12 protein-coding genes are annotated in these 22,352 nt (G+C 42.7%); 4 read left to right on the forward strand and 8 right to left on the reverse strand.

The genetic code is table 11. From position 1 onward, the window contains the following. Positions 1 to 310: 310 nt before the first annotated feature. On the reverse strand, positions 311 to 3,397 hold the full coding sequence (locus HUW51_RS12915) for a PVC-type heme-binding CxxCH protein (RefSeq protein WP_185270059.1): 3,087 nt from the start codon (positions 3,395 to 3,397) through the stop codon (positions 311 to 313). Positions 3,398 to 3,421: 24 nt separating this feature from the next. Then, positions 3,422 to 4,354 carry a hydroxypyruvate isomerase family protein gene (locus tag HUW51_RS12920; RefSeq protein ID WP_185270060.1) on the reverse strand — a complete coding sequence of 311 codons (933 nt, stop codon included), beginning with the start codon at positions 4,352 to 4,354 and terminating at the stop codon, positions 3,422 to 3,424. Between the two features lie 458 nt (positions 4,355 to 4,812). Here HUW51_RS12920 and HUW51_RS12925 point away from each other — a divergent pair, with 458 nt between their 5' ends. Together HUW51_RS12925 and HUW51_RS12930 are read left to right on the forward strand one after the other, a co-directional pair. Next, positions 4,813 to 5,952: a Gfo/Idh/MocA family protein gene (locus HUW51_RS12925; RefSeq protein ID WP_185274529.1), complete on the forward strand. Its 1,140-nt coding sequence runs from the start codon at positions 4,813 to 4,815 to the stop codon at positions 5,950 to 5,952. Positions 5,953 to 6,110: 158 nt separating this feature from the next. Further along, on the forward strand, positions 6,111 to 7,157 hold the full coding sequence (locus tag HUW51_RS12930) for a sugar phosphate isomerase/epimerase family protein (protein ID WP_185270061.1): 1,047 nt from the start codon (positions 6,111 to 6,113) through the stop codon (positions 7,155 to 7,157). A 225-nt stretch (positions 7,158 to 7,382) separates the two neighbouring features. Here the strand turns inward: HUW51_RS12930 and HUW51_RS12935 are convergent, their stop codons facing one another. Further along, positions 7,383 to 7,982 carry a hypothetical protein gene (locus HUW51_RS12935; protein WP_185270062.1) on the reverse strand — a complete coding sequence of 200 codons (600 nt, stop codon included), beginning with the start codon at positions 7,980 to 7,982 and terminating at the stop codon, positions 7,383 to 7,385. 330 nt (positions 7,983 to 8,312) lie between these two features. Beyond that, positions 8,313 to 11,708: a ThuA domain-containing protein gene (locus HUW51_RS12940; protein ID WP_228466597.1), complete on the reverse strand. Its 3,396-nt coding sequence runs from the start codon at positions 11,706 to 11,708 to the stop codon at positions 8,313 to 8,315. Positions 11,709 to 12,161: 453 nt separating this feature from the next. On the opposite strand from HUW51_RS12940, the gene HUW51_RS12945 reads away from it, so the two are divergent. Beyond that, complete coding sequence (locus tag HUW51_RS12945; protein ID WP_185270063.1) at positions 12,162 to 12,908, forward strand: 3-keto-disaccharide hydrolase; 747 nt, start codon at positions 12,162 to 12,164, stop codon at positions 12,906 to 12,908. Positions 12,909 to 13,008: 100 nt separating this feature from the next. Beyond that, a complete protein-coding gene (locus tag HUW51_RS12950) occupies positions 13,009 to 14,247 on the forward strand; it encodes an MFS transporter (RefSeq protein WP_185270064.1) in 1,239 nt (412 codons plus the stop codon). Between the two features lie 157 nt (positions 14,248 to 14,404). Here HUW51_RS12950 and HUW51_RS12955 read toward each other — a convergent pair whose 3' ends face one another. From HUW51_RS12955 to HUW51_RS12970, 4 genes are all read right to left on the reverse strand, one after another. Beyond that, positions 14,405 to 15,985, reverse strand: a complete 1,581-nt coding sequence (locus HUW51_RS12955) for an NFACT RNA binding domain-containing protein (RefSeq protein ID WP_185270065.1) — start codon at positions 15,983 to 15,985, stop codon at positions 14,405 to 14,407. Between the two features lie 266 nt (positions 15,986 to 16,251). Then, positions 16,252 to 17,013, reverse strand: a complete 762-nt coding sequence (locus HUW51_RS12960; protein ID WP_185270066.1) for an MBL fold metallo-hydrolase — start codon at positions 17,011 to 17,013, stop codon at positions 16,252 to 16,254. A 284-nt stretch (positions 17,014 to 17,297) separates the two neighbouring features. After that, positions 17,298 to 17,675, reverse strand: a complete 378-nt coding sequence (locus HUW51_RS12965) for a response regulator (RefSeq protein ID WP_185270067.1) — start codon at positions 17,673 to 17,675, stop codon at positions 17,298 to 17,300. Positions 17,676 to 17,681: 6 nt separating this feature from the next. Next, positions 17,682 to 22,268 carry a PAS domain S-box protein gene (locus HUW51_RS12970; protein WP_185270068.1) on the reverse strand — a complete coding sequence of 1,529 codons (4,587 nt, stop codon included), beginning with the start codon at positions 22,266 to 22,268 and terminating at the stop codon, positions 17,682 to 17,684. Positions 22,269 to 22,352 lie beyond the last annotated feature (84 nt).

A 22,352-nucleotide genomic window follows, 5' to 3' on the forward strand; every position in this document is an offset into this window, starting at 1 on the left:
TAATACTTGCAACTAAGTAGCTACAAGCAAAGATACCAGTATAGCCAGCGAGGACCTTCTAAGGTTTCGGTTCTGCACAGCAGAATTCCGCAGACGGAGTCGAGGAAAGGAAGCTTAGACCGTCCGAACTGGTTAAACGAGGCCTGCCGGCCATGAGGCAAACTCAGCCGGTTCAAATACGATGGAACCAGAGCCTGGAGGCTTGAAAAGACTCCAAGTAATCAGGATAATCAAGACAAACCAATAAAACACAAAAAAGCCTTCTGTTTAACAGAAGGCTTTTTTGTGTTTTATCAAAAATTTAAAAATTTTAGTTAGAAGCAGAAGCTTTTTTGAGTGAAGTTAAGTATTCCACCAGGTTTACCAGTTCTTTCTCAGACATGGTTTGTTGCAGGTTAGAGGGCATTAACGAGGTATCCATTTGCTTTTTAGAAGTTATATCGGCTAGGGCATAACTGGTAATGGAGCCACCTGGTTGGCGCAAGTCTAACTTGTCTTCGGTTTGGCTGGCAATAATACCTACTACCTGGCTACCATCTTTTAATTTTAACTGATACCCTTCGTAACCAAAACTAATACCGGCATCTGGGTGCAGAATAGATTTGTAAAGCGCCTCTTTTGGTAATTTATTGCCAATTTCGGATAGTTCCGGACCAAAGGCAGTACCTTCGCCGTTTACTTTATGGCAAACCAAACATGATTGTGAAAACACCGCCTTGCCATTTACCGGGTCGCCGTTTAAAGCCGCTAACTGGTCGATGGGAGGCAGGGGGTTACCTTCGCGAGAAGGCGTTTTTAAATATTGGGCCGCTTCGGTCCGGATGTTTTCGCGCCAGGAGTTTAGTAAAACACTACCCGCCGCTTGCTGCATTTCCGGGCTAAGCTTATTGTTTTTAACAATATTAAGCAACCGGGCTTCGCCGGAACCACCCCTGCCAATTTTCTTTAATGCCATTTTTCGAACTTCCGGGGTGCGGTTGCCGTTTAGGGCAACATCTTCGAGCAGTTCCTGCGCTTTTTTGTCTTCGTAGCGGCCCATGGCCGTAATCATGGCTAAAGCGGTTTCTTCTTTCCCGTTTAAAACACGCATAATCTGGTCGGGTCCGGTGCGTAATAAGATTTTAGAAGCTTCTACGCCAGTTTCAGATTCGGGCTGGGTGGTGGCTAGGCGTACTAATTCGGCATTCTGGTCTTTTACATCAAAGCGTTTTACCAGTTGCACAAATTGGTGCTGGCCTTTTACAGTTTGCAAGGCCCGTTTTAAAGCGGTTTGTACCTGCGGATCGGAACCATATTTTTTAGCATCAATGTGATTTAAAGCCAACGAAGTAATCTGCGCTTGTTGCGGGTTATTGCCGTTTAGTAAACCAATTAAAATTTGTTGCTTCGCGTCATCTTCAGGGTAAAAATCGAAAGCCCGGAAATAGCGGGGACGTTCTTTTTCGTTCACCGAAGCCTGAACAATTACCGTAGGCAACATTTTTAAAGCTTCCGGGGTGCGGGCGCGCCAGATAATATCGCGGTTGGCTTTGTTACTTAAATCGCGGTTGCCTTGTTTTTGCCAGTTAGCAAAGAAAGTATCCCACTGCAGATCAGCGCCAATGCCCAATGCTTCCAGGTACCAACGGTCTTGTCCATCGTACTGGTTCGCCAGGGTAGTCCATATTTGAGCCGCTTCCGGCGATTTATTAAACCTTAAGTTTACGGCTACTTCGCGGCGTACCTGCGGCGATGGATCTTTAGCTAATTTAGTTAAAATGGGAATGGTGTTCATCTTCAGCTCTTCGGCAGCGCGTATACCGGCCATGCGGATGTTGGCATCGGAGTCGTTAACGGCGGCATCAATATATTTTTTGCCTTTTTTATCCAGCTTGCTCAACAACCAAAAGGCCCGGGCACGGAATCGGGGATTACTATCGGAATTAAACATTTTAGCCAGTACTTTCTCCGACTTTTTACCCCAGCCTTGGAGTTTTTCGTAGGCTAAGTAGCGGGTAGCCAAATTCGGGCTTTTTAAAGCTTCAGCGGCACCGGCTGGATTAGATAAATCAAATTTAGGTACGGTGTACGCGGTACCCGGAGGCGCTAACCGGAAGATACGGCCTTTTTCCAGATCACCTACCTGGTGGCCACCCACGCCCGGATCGTACCAATCCGATACAAACAAAGATCCATCCGGGGCAATGGTTACATCCGAAGGCCGGAACCACTTATCTTCTTTGGTTTTTAAAATATTTACAATTTCAGCTTTATAACCGGCGCCATCGTTTTGCACCGGGTAGGCACGTACCACGTTTGGTCCGGCATCCGAGTGAATCATCTGACCCTGGAACTGGCTAGGCAATAAATTACCTTCGTACAGCACCATACCGGTAGGAGAGCCCGCTCCGGTTTGCAACAGATTCGGAACTACGCCCGGATCATTCAGGTGCCAGTGGCGCAACGGAATTTCTTCTTCCATGTTGGTGCGCGGCGATTGCCAACTGGCGCCGGTCATTTGGTCCTGGTAGCCATAATTGCCATAAGGCATCACGTAATTAATGCGTACACCCCGGTTTCCATCGTCGTCGTTATCGGATTGCCACAGTGTACCGTAGGAGTCAACGGCTACTTCGTAATTATTCCGGAAGTTATGACCCAGTACCTCAATGTTAGAACCATCCATGTCGCAGCGGAATACCATACCCTGGCGGTAAGGCTTGCCGTTGTTGGCAATTTCATTCCCTTCGCGATCTTTTAGGGGGTTGCCGTCTTTATCTTTTATTTGCTGGCCTTCGTTACCAAAGTTAAAATACAATTTGCCATCAGGGCCAAAGGTAAAAGCATGCACGGCATGGTCGTGTTGCTCGCCGCCGATACCGGTAAACAGTAACTCTTTTTTATCAGCTTTATCATCGCCGTCGGTATCGGTAAATACAAATACGTTGGGCGATACCGATACAATTACCTTGTTGCCCAGCACCGCAATACCTAAAGCCGAGTTTACATCATTGCCCTGGTAAAATACTTTTTCTTTATCGGCTTTGCCGTCGCCGTCAGTATCTTCCAGAATTAAAATGCGCTCGCCTTCTTCCTGGGTTTTATTTTTAGGATTGAGCTTAGGCCGGTAATTTACGCCTTCGCACACCCACACCCGGCCTTTAGCGTCAATGTCCATATTAGTGGGGTTGCGCAGCGATGGTTCCTGGGCAAACGTTTTTACTTCCAAACCATTGGCTACTTCAAAGCCTTTGGTAAGATCGTCGTCGGCGGGTCGTATTTTGTAAATATTGGTGCTAAATGCAGCACTTATGCATAGCAAGCCACCAACGAGCAAGCGGTTTTTGGTGCTTCCCAGCGAAACCCGTTTACTTAACTGCCCAGACCGTTGTGCGGCAGATTTCCCTTTTTTACTCATTACTAAAAATTAAAAAATAAAAAATTAAGCTACACTAAAGTCGTCGGAAGTAACGTAGGCATTAATTAACGCTTTTTCGCCTTCTTTGCCCGGAGTCGCGTTGCCGTGCTCCATGCCCATTACCCCTTTGTAGCCTTTTTTGTAAATGTGCTCAAATACTTTTTTGTAATTTATTTCGCCGGTAGTAGGCTCGTTGCGGCCAGGCTCATCGCCAATCTGGATGTAGGCAATTTCGTCCCAGCATTGATCCATGTTGTAAATTAAGCGTCCTTCGTTTTTCTGCATGTGATAAGCGTCGTACAGGATTTTGCAAGCCGGGCTTTTTACCCCTTTGCAAATCATGTAGGTTTGGTCGGAGGTGCGTAAAAATAAATTTGGCGAATCGCTGAGCGGCTCCAGTACCATTACCAGATTGTGCGGTTCCAGAATTTCGGCCCCGCGTTGCAAAGCTTCAATTACATTACCCGTTTGAATACCAATCGGAATGTTACGGTGAAAATCGCCGGGTACTACGGTCATCCATTTGGCGTTTACGCGTTTAGCGGTTTCTACGGCTTTTTTGCAGCCATTCAAGAAAATATCAATGTGTTCTTTTTTGCCGGCGGCTAAGGTGTTTTGGCCATTTCCGCCTTTATCTACCACAAATACGCCCATGGTCATACCCAGCTTAGCCAAAGTGTCGCCAATTTTAGTTTGCTCGGCGGGTGGGCGACCCATCATACCGTTATCTTCCAGAGCCATGAAACCATTATCGGCCATAAACTTAAGCTGATCCACCACATCATCGCCGGCACTATTTTTAAACATGCCAAAGTGTGGGGCATAATTAAGCTTAAATTTGCGTTTGGGAGCCACTGCCGATGCAGCAGCCTGTAGTTCCGGACTAAGCGAAGCCGAACCCAGCGCCACAGCAGCACTGGCAGCTAAGCCTTTTTGAAAGAAATTTCTACGGTTCATAAGAAAGGTGTATTTGCTATTAAAAGAGTAAATAATTCGGTTTTAAGAATCTAAAATAGAATATTAATTTAAAATATTTCAAGTGAGCGAACCGTTATCTTAGGTTTTTTACATATTAGCTAAGGCTAAGCCTTATTTGTTGCAGGAAGTGTAGTATAAACACCTAATTAGTATTAATTGTACAATAAGATGGTAGTCTTACTTTATTATTCGCTTGCTTCTGTTTGCGCTTGTCCGCATCCGTCAGAATTAAGATGTTCGCTATTTCGGAAACTATAATTTTTTTAAAAGTTTCGGTTTTATATTTTTTTAATTTTCTACTAGTTTTAGAAGCAAAGTGCCGTATTTTCGAGGCTGGGAACTAGGGAGCATACTTTAGTGCTACTGGTACTTAAAATTTGATTAAATCAGCAAAACAAGATAAAAGCTTACTGTACATGATGAACCGAAAACTTAGAATGGGCATGATTGGTGGGGGCAAAGATGCCTTTATTGGCGCTGTACACCGCATGGCCGCTGCTTTAGATGGTGAAATTGAGTTTGTTTGCGGCGCTTTCAGCAGCAACGCAGAAAAATCAAAAGCTTCCGGCGAGGCTTTGCGTTTACCACCGGATCGGGTGTATGCCAATTTTGAGGAAATGATCCTGAAAGAAAAAGAGCTGCCCGAGGGCGAACGCATGGATTTTGTTTCGATTGTAACGCCTAACCACATGCACTTTCCGCCGGCTAAAATGGCGTTAGAAAATGGTTTCCATGTAGTGTGCGATAAGCCGGTTACTTTAAACTTGCAGGAAGCTTTAGATTTAAAAAAAGTAATTGACGAAACCGGTTTGTTGTTTTGCCTCACGCATAATTATACCGGCTACCCTATGGTAAAAGAAGCCCGGGCTATGGTACAAAGTGGTAAACTGGGTAAAATCCGGAAGGTAATTGTGGAATATCCGCAAGGTTGGCTGGCCCAATTGCTGGAAGCTACCGGTAATAAGCAAGCCGATTGGCGCACCGACCCGGCCCGTTCTGGTGCTGCCGGTTGCATGGGCGATATTGGTACTCACGCCGAAAATTTAGCCGAATACATTACCGGTTTAAAAATTACGGAGCTTTGCGCTGACTTAACCACTTTTGTAGAAGGCCGCAAATTAGAAGACGATGGTAACGTGTTGTTGCGGTTTGATAACGGCGCCAAAGGCGTATTACACGCCAGCCAGATTGCCAACGGCGAGGAAAATGATTTAAATATCAGGGTTTACGGCGAGTTTGGCGGCTTGCAGTGGTGGCAAATGGACCCCAATACGCTTATCTATAAAACCAACGAAGAAGGTGCTCGTCGCCTGCGGCCGGGAGTAGGGCAGCAATCCGAAGCTACCAAAGCCCACATCCGGGTACCGGCTGGTCATCCCGAGGCATTTCTGGAAGCTTTTGCCAATTTATACCGCAATTTCGCCATTACTTTACGCGCCCGCATGAACGGCGAAGAACCTAATCCGATTTACACCGATTTTCCGGGCATTGAAGAGGGTATTCGCGGCTTAGCGTTTATTGATACTTGCCTGGCTTCCGCCCACTCCGACCAGAAATGGACGAAGTTTGTGATTTAGACCATAAACAAACCATGGTCGATAATCTAATAGGAAGGTGGTTATCGACTAAATTACTTAATAACATTTGTATACTATGGTTTACGGATCATTGACTAAATAAAATATTGTTTAACCCCTCCGTGGACTGTCGTCCATGGACTATCGACTAATTATTCATGAAAGGACCCGGAATATTTTTAGCGCAGTTTTTGGGCGACGAAGCCCCTTTTAATTCTTATGAAAGTATTTGTAAATGGGCCGCCGGTTTAGGTTATAAAGGTGTACAAATTCCTACCTGGGCCAGCAGCATCGTAGATTTAAAACAATTAGCCGAAAGCAAAACCTACGCCGATGAGTTTAAAGGTATAGCCCAAGCCGCCGGCGTAGAAATTACCGAATTATCGACGCACTTACAAGGGCAATTAGTAGCCGTTCACCCGGCTTACGATGCCATGTTTGATGGTTTTGCTCCGGCCGAATACCACAATAACCCCAAAGCCCGTACCGAATGGGCCGTACAACAATTGAAATACGCCGCTAAAGCTAGCCAGAACTTAGGCTTAACGGCCCACGCTACTTTCTCGGGGGCTTTGCTATGGCATACGGTTTACCCTTGGCCGCAGCGCCCGGCTGGTTTAGTAGAAACTGGTTTTAAAGAATTGGCTAATCGCTGGTTACCGATCTTAAATGCTTTTGATGAAGTAGGGGTAGATGTATGTTACGAAATTCACCCGGGCGAAGACTTGCATGATGGCGTAACTTTTGAACGTTTCTTAGCCGCTACCGGTAACCACAAACGAGTAAACTTACTCTACGATCCGAGCCACTTTGTGCTGCAACAATTAGATTATTTACAGTACATCGATATCTATCACGAGCATATTAAAATGTTCCACGTAAAAGATGCCGAGTTTAACCCTACGGGCCGTTCCGGGGTGTACGGTGGCTACCAGGATTGGATTGATCGTCCGGGACGTTTCCGTTCATTAGGCGATGGCCAGGTAGACTTTATGGGTATCTTCAGTAAACTGGCGCAGTACAACTACGAAGGCTGGGCCGTGTTGGAGTGGGAGTGCGCCATTAAACATCCAGAGGATGGTGCTGCGGAGGGTGCGCCGTTTATTCAGCAACATATTATTCGCCGCACCGAACGAGCTTTTGACGATTTTGCCGGCACTGGCTCCGACGAAGCGTACAACCGCAAAGTTCTGGGATTAGATTAAGTTCTTCTATCCTTAAAAATTTAAAACCCTACCGGATACTTGTTTTACACGAGTATCCGGTAAGGTTTTATTATTTACCAGATAAATAGGCAACCTGGTGTTATTAACTACGGGCTTTTTGCTCCGGTTTAATACTAAAAGGTTAGCCTTTATAACATCTGGGTTTATTTATTACGGTAAGAATTTTTAAAATTTAAAAATTTTCAAATCCGAAGGAGAGTGCCCTTATCGGTTACCTCGTCCTGGCAGGTATATCTGAAAGGCAAAGCCCAATGATAAACCAGTCTGCGCATTTCCTACATCTATATCAGCATGGCTGCGGGTTAAGTTTAACGTACCTTCTAACGATACATTAGATGCTACAAAGTGAGCGTAGCCGGCACGCACCCCATAAACTGCCGAAACAACCGGATCGATATCATCATTTTTATAAGTGGTGCCCCCAATACCGGCTAGTGCTTCCCCAAACCATCTGTGAGTAGGCGTTGCCCCCTCTGGGAAATAATACCGGGCAAAAGGAGTTAAACCATAAATAAACGTATTACCGCCCCCTTTAACGCTGTTAAAACCTAGCTGTATCTGGGCGCCGAGAACCGCATTATCGCTAACAAAATAGCCGGCCCGGGGCTGTACTGAGAAATTAAAAGTTTTAGATTTAAAATTCTGGCCAATCGATCCAAGATCGGCACCAACTAACCAATTACCGCGTTGAATGGAGGAAAAAGCCGTTGCTGAAGTGTTTTGTGGCTGAGGTATGTTTTGTGCGGAAAGTTCACCGGAAAACAAAAGCAACCAAAATAAGAATAGTGAAAAAGTGCGTTTCATAGTTTTACGTTAAATAAATTGTTCTTTCATTTATTCCTATAAAACGACAATATAAGTAGTAGGTTTTAACAAGGTACAGATTCTATTATCTGTATAAACCTTAGATTTAAAATTAGAGGCTTGTAAATAACTATAAATAAGCGGTTTGTTGTGGCTAAGCCTATCTGAAAAATTATTCCGGAAAATAGCGGTAAAAAGTAGTTACGCAATCTGCAGGCCGCTTTAATTAAACTTACAGGAGCCGTAAGGCATGATTTAAAAATAAAAAACCGCTTCAGAAGCTAAAAATTTAACTTGCTGAAGCGGTTTTTTTAAGAACTAAACTAAATCTTACTCGGGTATAAAGCTAATTGTTTTAAGGTAAGCTCTACCACCCGGCTGCACTGGTTTTACAACCAGATAGATGTCTTGTAACTGACCATTCGTGGCGTTTTTAGGTACTGGCACGCTAGCTGTAACTTTTTGCCGGTTGTCGGCAAAGTCAACGGTAGTTTGCCCAATTACGGCGCCGTTTGCCTGGCCACTGCGTAACTCCACCTGGTATTTACCCGGACGTCCGCTGCCAAAACCAGCTAATTCAATGCGGCTAATGCCGGTTAAATCCAGTTGTGCGCCTTTAATGTAGCCTTCGGTAGTAGGCAGAGTTAAGTAACGGGCACCCGCCGAATCTTTAGGAGCAAAGCCTTTTACTTCCTGGAAATCCGATACGTCCATAGTCGTATTGCGCAGGTAAATAGCCTGTGAACCAGAAAGCGGTTGAATACCCGCTCCACCGGCATCGGTGTACGTAGCCATTAACCGGAATACGTTATTGCGCTTTTTCTCTTCATTTACAGTAGGCACAATTTTACCAGTAGCTGGCAAGCTAGCTTTAGCATTGTCGGCATTGGCTAACGATAAAATAAACGTAACAATTTGCCGGGCATCACCTTCTTTCATGGTTAAGTGGGCTGGCATTACGTTTTCGCCCCAAACACCGCCACCACCTTTAATGATCTTGCTAATCAGGTAATCGTGGGCACGGGTATCTTTTTGGTAACGTTTAGCCACATCAGTAAAGGCTGGTCCAATGGATTTTTCGGTAATGCTATGGCAAGCCTTACAGTCAGAATTCATCATCAGGTTCTTGCCCAAAATAGCTTCCGAAATAACCTGGTGACCGGTAGAAGCTGCCGCCATATCGCGGCCCTGAATGTAGTCGGTAGAAACAAACAAGTTTTTAGGATCAACTTTGGCTCCTTCGTCGATTACTTTAACCTGGTAATTAACCGGCTTATTTGGGAAGTAGAAAGATTTATTGCCCTGAATGGTAATATTAACCACGGGCTGCTCATTACCGGCATAAACAGTTACCACATTGCTGCTGCTTGCTGCTTTTTTATCGTCTAGCACTTGCACTTGTACTTTGTAGTCGCCGGCTTTATTTAAAGTGTATTTTAACTGCGGTTCTTTGGTTTCCTTTTTAATGTCGCCAATGCTCCACACGTACGTTAAATTATCTTTTTCCGGGTCGGTGGCTTTTACGCTGGCCGTAAAGGTAAATGGTAAATTGCCGTTCAGGTTGTCGATATCTATTGTAGATACTTTTGGCGGGCGATTACCAGCTAGGTAATCTACGCGGGAAATTCCGGCATCCGGGTTTTTTGCGAACCAGCCTTTGCCGTATTCCAGAATGTACAAACGGCCATCCGGACCTACTTCCATGTCAATAGCGGCTGCTAGTTTAGCGTTTTGCATGAAAGGCTCCATTTTGTCGTAGTTCATATCCTTATCCAGGGTTACTACTTTTATCCAGTCGCGAATCCACTCGTAGATAAACAGCTTACCGTTGTAATAATCCGGGTAACGGGTTTCTTTCGGGAACATATCAGTGTAATAAACTGGCCCGGCCATAGCGTTACGGCCGCCAGTACCCACTTGCGGGAATTCCGGCGACTCTGCATATGGGTACCAGATAAAGGCTGGGGTGGTTGGCGGCAATTCGGTTAAACCAGTATTATTGCGCGAATTATTAATTGGTTTGGCCGGATTAAATGCTTCGCCGCTTTTGCCGGTAGCATAGTCATAAGCCCGGTAAGGATAGTTATTACCGATAAATAATGGCCAGCCAAAATTACCGGCTTTCTTGGCTTGGTTTATTTCGTCGTAACCGCGGGGGCCACGGGTGGCCATGCTGTCTTCACGGGCATCGGGTCCAACTTCGCCCCAGTACAAAATGCTGTTTTTCTGGTCTACGGTAATGCGGTACGGGTTACGATGGCCCATGGTGTAAATTTCCGGGCGGGTTTTAGCAGTGCCTTTCGGAAATAAGTTGCCTTCCGGAATTTCGTAAGAACCATCTGGCTTTACGCGAATGCGTAGGATTTTACCCCGCAAATCGTTGGTATTACCCGAAGACCGGCGTACATCGTACTGTAAATGGCCGGGACGGTCGTCCAGAGGCGCATAACCGTGGCTTACGTATTTCTGGCCAGGCTCATCAAAAGGAGTAGAGTTATCGCCGGTAGATAAGTATAATAATTTATCGGGGCCGAAGGCAATAGAACCACCGGTATGGCAGCAGATTTCGCGCTGTGAATAAAGCTGTAAAATCATTTTTTCTGATTTACGATCCAGGGAATCGCCCCGGAAAGTAAACCGCGACAACCGGTTTACTGATGTATCGGCTGGGCTATAGTAAAGGTAGATGTAATTATTATTTTTAAAATCCGGATCAGCGGCAATACCTAAAATTCCTTCTTCAGCATTTACTCCTTTAGTATTCGTCCGGAAATAGACGTTAAGGGCACCCACTTGCTTTACTTTTTGCTCTTTCTGGCTGTAAAGCATTAACTCTCCCCGGCGCTGGGCTACTAAAATATCCAGATTAGGCAGAATGGCCATTTCGGTAGGTTCATTAAAGTTACCCTGGTCGAGTAATACTTTTACAAAACGGTCATCTTCGGGTACGTTCTGCGTTTTAGCTTTGGTGTAATCCAGTGGTTTGTTTTCGCCAATAGCGTATTTAAGACCTCCTAATACGTGTTTTAAATACTGCGGATCATCGTACGATTCGTCGGTGTGGCCTAAACCGGTATAGAAGGCTCGGCCGCCATCGTACTCGTGGTACCAGGCAATGGGATGGTTTTTACCGTTTTTACCACCTTCGTAAGTGCTTTCATCCAGGTTCATCAGCACCTTAATATCCGGATTAATTTTTTTGTAGCTGTACCACTCATCCCAACGTTTCCATTTTTTTGGTAAGTGTTTGGTAGAGCCGTGTTTACGATTAGTTACCTGAATAACGGCATTTTGTTGCTTGGGGTGATTTAAAAAGTAAGCGCCAACCAAGCGGCCATACCAGCCCCAATCGTATTCCGTGTCGGCAGCGGCATGGATACCCATAAAACCGCCACCCGCCTGAATATAGCGTTCAAAAGCAGCTTCTTGGTAGTTGTTTAACACGTTGCCGGTAGTGCTTAAGAAAACTACAGCGGCATATTGTTTTAAATTGTTGTCGTTAAAAGCCGTGGAATCAGTAGTAGTGTCCGCGTCCATGTTATTTTCGCGGGCTAGTTTAAGAAGGGCAAGCTGGCCTTTAGCAATAGAAGCATGATGATAGCCCGCTGTTTTACTAAAAATCAGGATTTTTGGCTTGACTAACAGCTTGCTGAAAGTAAACAATCCAACGATTACCATCGCAAAGATACTTCCGGCTATAAGCCGCCAGGAATTTTTAATTTTCATTACGTTTATTTATTCGATTAAGGATTTGTTTGTTTTAAGTAATTCGATTTATTTACGGGAGGCTACCAACTGCTAAATTATACTGCGTTTCTAAAATTATTATTTATTTTAAAATAAATCGTTGTAGAAAAATGATAAAATATTTTTCTTACTATACAAACGAGATAGTTGGCTATAAAGTCTATCCCAAATACAATTCAGAAGGTTAGATGCTTAGCCTTATTGTAGCTTAAAGATAAGTAGAAAATAATCAATTTAGGCTCTAATTAAACAAAAATCAACGATTTGGTTGTTTTGTTTTAAATGTGTTATTAAAGTAAATTAATTATTGTATTTTTTACAAAATTAGTAAAATTCAATCTAGATTAAGGAAAATTATTTCGTTGTTTCGTTTTAAATTCTTTATTTTTAGTCAAATTTCATTTACACGATTATCTCTTAAAAAAAGTTTTAATGAAAATTAGTCTTAAAAAAGTAAAATTAATAGCTATTGCCGTTTTAGCTGTATCAGCCTCATATGCGGGTGTTATTCAGGTACAAAAGACTGCGGCCAAACAAGATAACACCTTAACCAGCGCCGAAAAAAAGGCTGGTTATACCTTACTTTTTGATGGTAAAACCATTAATCAGTGGCGTGGTTTCCGGAAGGATAATGTTCCGGCTGGTTGGACCGTGGAAGATGGTGCCATTACTTTAACGGGTAAAGGTGCCGGCGACCTGATTACCAAAAATCAATATGAAAATTACGAATTACTGCTGGACTGGAAAATTTCGGAAGGCGGTAACAGCGGTATAATATATAACGTGTCGGAAGACCCGCAGTATGGCGCTACTTACCATACCGGTCCGGAAATGCAGGTTTTAGATAACGAAAAACACCCCGATGCGAAACAAGGTAAAAATGGCAACCGCCAGGCGGGTGCCAACTACGATATGATTCCGTTATCTACCCCGGCAGTAAATCCTGTAGGCCAATGGAACCACGTAAAATTGGTAGTAAATAAAGGCCACGTAGAGCATTGGTTAAACGGTAAAAAAGTGGTGGAGTACCAATTGGGTAGCCCCGAGTGGGAAGCATTGGTAAAAGAAAGCAAATTTGCCTCTATGCCGGGTTACGGTAAAATTAAAAAGGGCCATATTGCCCTGCAAGATCATGGTGATAAGGTGTGGTACAAAAACATTAAAATCCGGCAGTTGTAAAAGCTGTTAATGAGAGGAGGTTATTTTATTTAGATAAAATGCCTCCTTTTATAATTTTCAAGAACATCTATATTTAAAAAACTTCTAAACTTAAATAATAATGAACGAGAACATTAACAGATCCGCTCTGTTTTACGGGAGCTGCTTTGCGCTAATCACCACAGGCTTTACTTTTTCAATCCGGGCCGGAATTTTACCACAGTTAGGAGAACAGTTTGGTTTATCCGCTGAACAATTAGGTTTTATCAACTCCATGTGGTTTTTAGGTTTTCCCCTTTCAATGGTTATAGGTGGGTTAGTTTACCACACGGTTGGGCCTAAAATTATTATGACTGTAGCATTAATTGGCCACGTATTGGGTATTCTGTTAACCATTTACGCTGGAGGATATACCGGTTTACTTATTTCTACCTTATTAATCGGGATTGCCAACGGATGTACGGAAGCAGCTTGTAATCCAATGATTGCGGATATGTACTCAGGCATAACTCTAAATAAAATGCTAAACCGGTTCCACATGTGGTTCCCTGGTGGAATATTAATTGGCTCACTTATATCAAAATTCATGACTGATTTAGGTACTTCATGGCAAGCCCAAGTGTGGGTTATCCTGTTGCCTGCAGTTATTTATGCCTTTTTATTCTTCGGAAAAACTTTCCCAAAACCAAAAGTGGAAGGTGCTACCTCCATTGGCCAAAACTTAAAGGCTATGTTAAGTCCGTTATACATCTTTTTGATTGTTTGTATGGCATTAACAGCTATTACCGAGTTTGGTCCTGGCCAGTGGGTAGGTATTATTTTGAGCAGCAGCGGTGCCGATCCAATGTTAATTTTAGCACTTACAGCTGGATTAGTAGCTGTGGGCCGCTTCTTTGCCGGACCAGTAGTAGCTAGCTTAGGTCAAACTGGGGTGCTTTTATTTGGCGCAATCTTTTCGGCCATTGGTATTTATTTGTTTAGTACCGTTACGGGTTCTACCGCTTACTTAGCTGCGGTTATTTTTGCATTGGGTTATTGCTACTTCTGGCCAGTAATGGTAGGTTCTGTGGCGCAACGAGTGCCGTTGAGCAGTGCCTTGGGTATGTCTATTATTGGAGCCGTAGGTATGTTTTCTTCTTCTATCTTCCAACCGATTATTGGTAGCTGGATTGATAGTTCCCGAGCTAAATTTACCGCGCAAGGATTAACTGAAAATGCGTTGGAGTTAGCTACGGGCCAGGACACTTTACAAAAAATGATTGCTTTCCCAGCTATCTTAATTGTATTATTTACTATCCTGTTCTTCTGGCAAAGAAATACCAAAAAAACAAAGGAAATGCAGATGGCAGGTCACTATTAATTAATAAGCTTAAATTGTATTCTAGTACAAATTATTTGCTAAACAAAAGTCCTTGCTAATATCTTTTGGCAAGGACTTTTTTAATTTATTTCTCCCGGAGAGAAAGTAAAAACAAGGTTTGGTTTGCTTCATTAACAAGCAACACGCATTATTCCATTTAAGCACCCGGTACTTTCTCGAAGGGGTTACCGGGCGGTACCAGAATAACTTTTTCCCGTTCCACTACTACTTCGCCGGGGGCAGCGCCTTTGCGTTTTCGCACGTATTTTTTGGGAGTATATAAGACCGGACAGAGTGAGTCGGTTTTGCGTTTAGAATAGTAAGCAGCCAGTTGGGCTGCTTTATAAATTACAGGTTCCGGAAAAGTTTTACCAGCCTGGTATTTTATTACCACGTGCGAGCCACTTACATCTTTGGCGTGGAGCCATAAATCTTCTTTATAAGTAAACTGTTGCGTAAGTACATCGTTGTTTTTGGCGCTTTTGCCTACCCATATCTGAAAACCACTGGTTTGAAATACCCGGAAAGGCTTTTCGCCCGTTGAGTCCGGCGGGGCTACGGCATCTAGGTTAATTTTTAAAAAAGCCTTTAATGTTTTGTAATCCGCAATAGCCGTAAGCTCCTGCAACAAAATTTCTGTTTCCAGCAGTTCTTCTTCTTTTTGACTTAAACGTTCCTGTAACTGGGCAAGCTCAATTTGCTGATTTTTGCTTTTTTTATACAGTCGTTCGGCAAACTTCTGCGGGCTTTCCGTTGCTTTTAATTTAAAAAGGCGCTCCTGATCCTGGTAGAAATCAAACAAGAGTACCTCCTCCGCCCGTTGTGGTATATTACTTAAGTTGGCCATAATCACATCCGCCGTTTGGGAGTAAGATGCCTCGGATTGCAGGGCTTTTAACCGACTCTGAATGTGGCGGATCATTTGCTCGGCCTGCTGTTTTTTTCGAAGTAATTTTTGATGGACTTGTTTGTAGTTTTTCTCAAAGCCAGATTCTGCCAAATAAGCCGGCACAAATTCTTTTAAAGTAATTACTGGGGAAGCAAACTCTTTTTTTATCTGGCCAAGGGGTAGCAGCGACAAGCGGGTTTGATTATTTACCTTAACAATATAATACGCCGGCGGATTTTCTAAAATTTGTTTCACTTCTTGAATCAAATTCCATTTTTGTTCCGGCGAAGCCTCATTGTATCCCCAATTTTTCAAATAAATTCCGGGTAAATCGCCGAAAGTAGGGTAGAGCTTATCGGGCGCTGACTGGTTTATTATAAATTCATTCTTATCGGGTTGCCATTGCCGGTGCATTTGCTGCAGGTTTAGCTCTAAATCTCTCGGAAATTTTTTATGGAATAAGCTTATTGCTTGCTCCTGCTCAAAATAAACAATGTTTGCCCGGTTACCGAATAATTTAAAAAGCAAGGCTTTTTGGTTGCTTAATTCCAGATAAAAGCTTCGTTCGTTTTGGTGTTGTATAATATCCAGCACTGTTTCCCCAATTACTTCCGGAAATAAATTAACGGAGTTGCTCCGGGCCCGGTTAAAATAATCGGGAAAGTACAAAGAGGAGAAATTAGCCGTTAATATGGCTTTAATTACAAAAGAACTACTTTGGTCAGCCCGGTCGAAAGAAAAAATAAGTTCATCTTTATCCTGGCTAAAACAAGCCGATATACGGGAATTTACCAGTTCTGATTTTAAAGCGGTAGTTAACTGGCGTAGAAAATAGTAGTTATTATGCACGGTACAACTTACGAAATAGCTTTTTCAAACGTTTCTGCGAATTAAACCCGCAAGTTATAACAGAATTTCGGGCAATGGTTTAGAAACTAAAAGTCTGAAAAACTAAAATTTTGAAAATTTAGTTTTTCAGACTCTCATAAGTGCCGGTTAGTTAAACAATGATGCTATTTGCGTTAACCTAATGTTTCACGGTTAGCCTTAACTACCTGAAATTTTAAAATTTCTGATTTTCTATGAGGTAAGTAAAAGCCTAAGCTTCCATTTTTTTAATTTAAGGCTACCTTCAGGCCATCGTAGGCTAACTTAATAAAGTCGGGTAATTCGGCTTCAACTTCGTGGTGTAGGCCTAGTAAATGACTTATATGGGTTAAATAAGCTTTTTTTGGTTTTAGCTCCTGTAATAAATCAATGGCCTCACTTAAAGAAAAATGCGAAATGTGCGGTTCGTGCCGTAGGGCATTTAACACGATGATTTCGGAACCTTGAATAATTTCTTTTGATTCGTCAGAAATAAAGTTGGCATCGGTAATGTAAGATAAATTACCCACCCGGAACCCCAGGATAGGTAATTTATGGTGCATAATGCGGATAGGCTGAAAAAGAATTCCTTCGGCTTCAAAGGCGTTTTCCGAAATGGGATACAGCTCTACACGCGGTACCCCCGGGTACGAAGCATTATGGAAAATATAAGCAAACTCGTTTTTTATTTGCGATAAAACCCGGGGCTCGCCGTATAAGGGCATATCGCGGTTTTGAAGAAAATTGTAGGCCCGGATATCGTCGAGGCCAGAGGTATGATCTTTGTGCTCGTGGGTATAAATAAGGGCATCTAACCTTTTTATGCGTTCCCGCAGCACCTGTTGCCTAAAATCCGGGCCTGAATCAATAATAATACTTTTGCCCCCTATTTGCAGGTGAGCCGAAGTACGTAAACGTTTGTCGCGGTAGTCTACCGATTGGCAAACTTCGCATTCACAACCAATAACAGGTACACCCTGCGACGTACCGGTACCTAAAAAAGTTAACATTAATGGGAGTGCTCTGTCCGACAAATTTCTTGGTATAATAATCGGGTTTTTTCACTTAAACAGGATTCATCCAGGGCCATGTTTTTTAAAATATCAAACAAGCAGTTAATCTTACCTTCTATCGGGTAATATTTATTAACAATAGCCACTTTAGAATCTTTAATCAGGCAAAATCCCGATTTGAAATTTCCTTTTTCGTAGCGCAAAACATAGTTCGCTTCCGTAAAGATTTCTTCGAGCTTACCTAAAAAATGACGTGTATATTTTAACTCCATCCAGTTGGGTTACACTACGTATTGTTTAACAGTTTGCACCAGCATATCAAAATCGAGCGGTTTAGGTAAGTAAGCATTAATGCCTGCTTCTTTAAACTGCTCCATGGTATAATTATTGGCGTTGCCGGTAACCGCAATAATCGGAATGCTGGCAATATCTTTATTATCGCTGTTACGGATTTCTTTGGTACATTCCATGCCGTTTTTTTTAGGAATGTTTAAATCCATTAAAATGGCATCAATCTTCTGGTTTTGAACCTGGTTGATTACCTCGGTGCCATTTTTAGCAGTTAAAATTTTATAATTTTGAAGTTCCAGAATTTTTTTTGTCAGGTTTAGAATTACAGAACTATCTTCTGCAATTAATATGGTTTTATTTTCTTCCATTTGATTTTATATAAATTTGTTTCGATAATTTTTTTTATAAAATTCAAAGCGGTCTTCTAACAACTGAAAATCCTGCTCTACGGTACTTACATTCTTTTGCTTAATATCGTGCTCAATTTTTTTAACAACTTCGGCAAATTGGTTTAAACCCAAGGTAAATCCCGTACCCTTCATTTGATGCAAAGTACTTAAAATATTAGCGTATTGTTTCGCTTCCACTTCTTTTTTCGCTTCTGCAATTAAAGGTTCCGCTTCTTCCTCAAATTCAATGTATAACTGCAGGGCAAAATCTTTGTCGCCTACGTCAATCAAACTCTGAACTACCTTTTCATCAATAAAAGGTTCATCTTCCGCAATGGCTTTTTCTGTTGTGGCTTCTTCATTATTTTGTTCCTCCGCTATTGGTGTTGCGGCGGTTGGTTCGGCTGGTTCAGTAGCTTCTATAACCGGTGGCGCGGGCGATTCAAGTTCTTCCGTAATAACTTCGGCTGCTTCCCAATCTTTACTGGGTTCCGGTTGCCGCCGCCATTTTAAAATCATGTTGTATAAGTCGCCGGCTTTAATCGGCTTCGACACATAATCGTCCATGCCCTGCGACATAAATTTCTCGGCGTCATCTTTCATGGAATAAGCCGTCATGGCAACAATGGGTGGGCATTTATCACCCAGTTGTTCTTTTATCCGGCCGGTTGCTTCAATGCCATCCATTTCGGGCATTTGAATATCCATGAAAATTACCTGGTACGGGTTTTTAGTAGCTTGTTCAATGGCTTCAAAACCGTTAGAAGCCAGTTCGGTACGGCATCCCATTTTGGCAAGTAGTTTTTGGGCTACCTTTTGGTTGATGCTGTTATCGTCTACTAATAAAATGTACGGCTCGTCTTTAAATACTTCGGTATCCAAAGGTTTTTCTTTGTTTTTCTTCCGGTTATCCAGTATTTCCTGGTGGTTGTGCGCTTCCCGGCACCGAATGGTAAACCAGAAAGTACTGCCTTGGCCATAAACCGATTCTACGCCAATCTCACCGCCTAAAAGTTCGCTTAATTGTTTAGAAATTGCTAATCCCAGACCGGTTCCCCCAAAAGTTTTAGTGGAGGTGTTATCTAACTGCGTAAAATTAGTAAAAAGTAATTTTTTATCGGCATCCGTAATGCCTATGCCACTATCTTTTATCCGGAACATAATGTTATAGAATTCCCCGTCGGAGAAAATGCTATTTACATTAATCGTAACCTTACCGGCATTAGTAAACTTAATGGCGTTGGAAGTTAAGTTAGATAAAATCTGCAGCAAGCGGGTTTCGTCGGTAACAATAAACCGGGGCGTGTGCGGCGAAATAGAATAGCTAAAGTCCAGATCTTTTAGGTTGGCCCGGTTAGCAAAGAGCGAATGGATTTTTTCCAGGGAATAATGTAAATCAATGCTGGTTTCGCTCAGTTGCAATTTGCCCGCCTGTATTTTCGATAAATCCAGAATATCGTTTAGGATAGCTAATAAAGCATCGGAAGATTTCCGGAGCGTATCAATGTATTCTACCTGTTCTTCGGAGGTATCGGTGCTATGCAGTAAATCAATCATGCCGATGATACCGTTCATAGGCGTTCTTAATTCGTGGCTCATATTCGCCAGGAACAAGGTTTTGGCATGTGCAGAATCTTCGGCAACTTCTTTGGCGCGGATTAATTCTAACTGGGTTTGCTTCAGTTCGGTCATGTCCCGGCCTACCCCTTCAATTCCTAAATACTGACCTTCTTTATCTTTTAATAGGTGGGCATTTAAAAGAAAAGGAATAATAGTACCCGATTTACTTACCAGGTTGGTTTCGAAGTTACGAACCGTTCCTTCTTTTTTTAAGGTATAAACTAAATTAAGGAGCTCTTCGGGGTAAGCATAAAAGCTGGTAGCCGGTTTGCCAATTACTTCGTCTGGCGCGTAGCCCAACATATCCCGCACCGATGGGCTCATCAGAACCACCTTGTTTTCGTCGTCGGTGCGGTAGTATAAATCCTGGAAAGATTCGAAAATACTCCGGAATTTTTCTTCTTCTTTAGCCAGGGCCATTTGCGAAAGTTTTTTCTCGGTAATATCTAAGGCGATACCGGATACTTCTTCAAAAGAGCCGTCTTCGAGGTAAATTGGGTTTAAGTAAACTTCCCGCCAAATGGTGGAACCATCCAGTAAAGGCAAGTTCATTTCAAATTGCTGCGGAACTCCTTTTAATGCGCTCTCGTAATATTCGTTCCATTCTTCGGCCGGGGTTGGGCTTAGGTCATCGTTTTTTATGTCGCGTAAACTTAATTCTGATTGCGGCATAAAACCATACTGCTTTAAAAAGGCCGTAGCATAGTTTTGGTTAAACGAGGTAAGGCAGGAATTTTTATCGATGGACCAGATCTGGTGCGAGCCACTTTCGAAAATAGCTTTTAAGCGGGCGTTCTGATTATTAATCTGAACTTCGTTCCGCTTTCTTTCAATGGCTAAGGCTACCTGGTTCGAGATAAAGTGCAGGATTTCAATGTCGGATTGAACGTAAACATCCGGCTTTTTATAATCTTGCACCGCAATAATACCAATAATGCGTTCTCCCACCGAAAGCGGAGAGCAAAGCATTACTTCGGGCATTTTGCCTACTAATTGCAGCAAACCCTTTTGTTCCAGTTCTATAATATCGTCGCGGAGCAAATACGCCGGTTTACCCGTATTGATAATGTACTCCGCCATACCGTTAGAGAAAGGCCGTTCTACCACCTTTTCTTCTTCGGTTTTATACTGATCGACGTAATAAACAAATTGTAACTTAGTTTTTTCGTCGTCGCAGAGGGCAATAAAAATGTTATTGGTTTCAATTATTTTACTAAGCTCGCGGTGAATGGCGCCATAAAGCGATTGTAAATCTTTACTGCTAATGGCCAGGTTTGCAATGCTATAGTAAACTTTTTGTAGACGCTCGGCTTTAATCCGGTCGGTAATGTCGTGCAGAATGGCCCGCGATAAAACCGGTTTGCCGTTTTGCCAGGTGCAGCTAATACTACCAATTAAATGCACTGGCTTATTAGTTTTTGTTAAAAAAACCGTTTCTATTTTGTTAACGTGCTCGCCTTTGTACAAATTTCGAAGCTGGTAAATAAGCTTAGCTTTGTAATACGGGTGCACAATGTCGTTCAGGGTTAAACGCTCAATATCAAAATCATCGTAGCCTAGTTTTTCTTTCCAGGCTTTGTTTACAAAAATAAACTTATTATCGATGGAGATATTCTGAATTAAGTCGTGGGCATTATCAAAAATATCCTGGAGGCGGCTTTTATTGTCTTTCAGCGCTTCCATGGCAATCTTTTTATCGGTTACATCGCGCCCTAAATGCGTTACGCCAATAATGTTGCCTTCGCGGTCAAAGTCGAACATGCGCTGCCAACGCAAGGTTTTCACCATCCCGGATTTAGTTTCGATATCGCGTTCGTTGTAACTGGTGATGATTTTGGAGCGAATCATATCGAAATAATTCTGCCGCCGTTCTTCGCGCTCCGATTCGGGTACAAAAGAGTCGAAAAAGTTAACTCCGATAACTTCTTCGCGGTTATAATTGGTGTATTCTAAAAAATAATTGTTTACGAAAGTAATGGTGCCTTCCACATCCAGGCTCAGGTAGGCCATTTCTATTTTGCCCAGAAAATCGCGGAAGTGTTTTACCGATTCGTATAAAATTTCCTCACGTCGCTGCGAGAGCACTTCTGATTTAGTAGCCGTAACATTCCGGATAATAATTTGCCGGCAGCGTTGGTTGTTTATATGCGTAACCGATACAGTAATTTCCAGGTCCAGTTCTACGCCATCGGCCCGCATTATTTTCCAGTCTACTTTTTCAGTTTGGCCAGGAGCTAATTCTTTATCCGCAATAGCGTAGGCGTTCATTTGCCGAGCCTGGTGTTCGCCGGAAAATACCCCGGTATTTTGCGTAGGCAAAAATTTCCACAGAGGCGCCCCCAGTAACTCTTTTTTAGAAGTGTTAAATAAAGCCGCCGCCTGGGAATTACACTCTATAATGGTTTTATTTTTAAGCAGTAAAACGGCATCCGGAACGTTCTCAAAAAGAGTAAGATACTTTTCTTCTACTTCTTTTAATTTAGTTTCCGGATTGGCCGCATCCCAGATAGAATTATTTTTAAAATTTTGCTCCGGTGCCGCGGATTTCTTCAGGGAATCCTCTGAACCGCCGTCTAATTTTAAAATTTTAAATTCCTGGCCATCTAAAAACAACGCCGAAACCTGATAAGTATAATTCCGGGTTTGGTTAGTCGTAGATTTTAAATGTAAAGAGCCGTTTACCGCAGAAAAACCTGGTACTACATTCCAGGTACTGGCCAGTTCGGGAGTACTATCCGCAAACAGCTCTAACACGTTCCTGTTATCCCGGAAAAAAGAATTGGGATCTGAAAGTAAACCTGCATTTTCGTTTTGCGCCTGAATTATTCCGTTGGGTAAACAAACAAAAATAATGGTTTCGGGAGCGGTTAATGCGGTAGCTATTGCCAACACCTGTTCGGCAAGGGCAACGGTGTCAGCTAAAGGGGTAATTTGATTATCTTTGGTCGGCATGAGCAACAAAAAATAAGCCTGTGTTTTATTCGCAACGTAGTTAGAGCAAATAAGGTGCTTCGAAATAAATAATAATTTAGGAAA

This window comes from Adhaeribacter swui (assembly GCF_014217805.1).
GTDB classification, from domain to species: domain Bacteria; phylum Bacteroidota; class Bacteroidia; order Cytophagales; family Hymenobacteraceae; genus Adhaeribacter; species Adhaeribacter swui.

Bases quoted from the DNA above. Each gene is read 5' to 3' on its own strand.
- HUW51_RS12915 (WP_185270059.1), bottom strand. From the start codon at position 3,397: ATGAGTAAAAAAGGGAAATCTGCCGCACAACGGTCTGGGCAGTTAAGT.
- HUW51_RS12920 (WP_185270060.1), bottom strand. From the start codon at position 4,354: ATGAACCGTAGAAATTTCTTTCAAAAAGGCTTAGCTGCCAGTGCTGCT.
- HUW51_RS12925 (WP_185274529.1), top strand. From the start codon at position 4,813: ATGGGCATGATTGGTGGGGGCAAAGATGCCTTTATTGGCGCTGTACAC.
- HUW51_RS12930 (WP_185270061.1), top strand. From the start codon at position 6,111: ATGAAAGGACCCGGAATATTTTTAGCGCAGTTTTTGGGCGACGAAGCC.
- HUW51_RS12935 (WP_185270062.1), bottom strand. From the start codon at position 7,982: ATGAAACGCACTTTTTCACTATTCTTATTTTGGTTGCTTTTGTTTTCC.
- HUW51_RS12940 (WP_228466597.1), bottom strand. From the start codon at position 11,708: ATGAAAATTAAAAATTCCTGGCGGCTTATAGCCGGAAGTATCTTTGCG.
- HUW51_RS12945 (WP_185270063.1), top strand. From the start codon at position 12,162: ATGAAAATTAGTCTTAAAAAAGTAAAATTAATAGCTATTGCCGTTTTA.
- HUW51_RS12950 (WP_185270064.1), top strand. From the start codon at position 13,009: ATGAACGAGAACATTAACAGATCCGCTCTGTTTTACGGGAGCTGCTTT.
- HUW51_RS12960 (WP_185270066.1), bottom strand. From the start codon at position 17,013: ATGTTAACTTTTTTAGGTACCGGTACGTCGCAGGGTGTACCTGTTATT.
- HUW51_RS12965 (WP_185270067.1), bottom strand. From the start codon at position 17,675: ATGGAAGAAAATAAAACCATATTAATTGCAGAAGATAGTTCTGTAATT.
- HUW51_RS12970 (WP_185270068.1), bottom strand. From the start codon at position 22,268: ATGCCGACCAAAGATAATCAAATTACCCCTTTAGCTGACACCGTTGCC.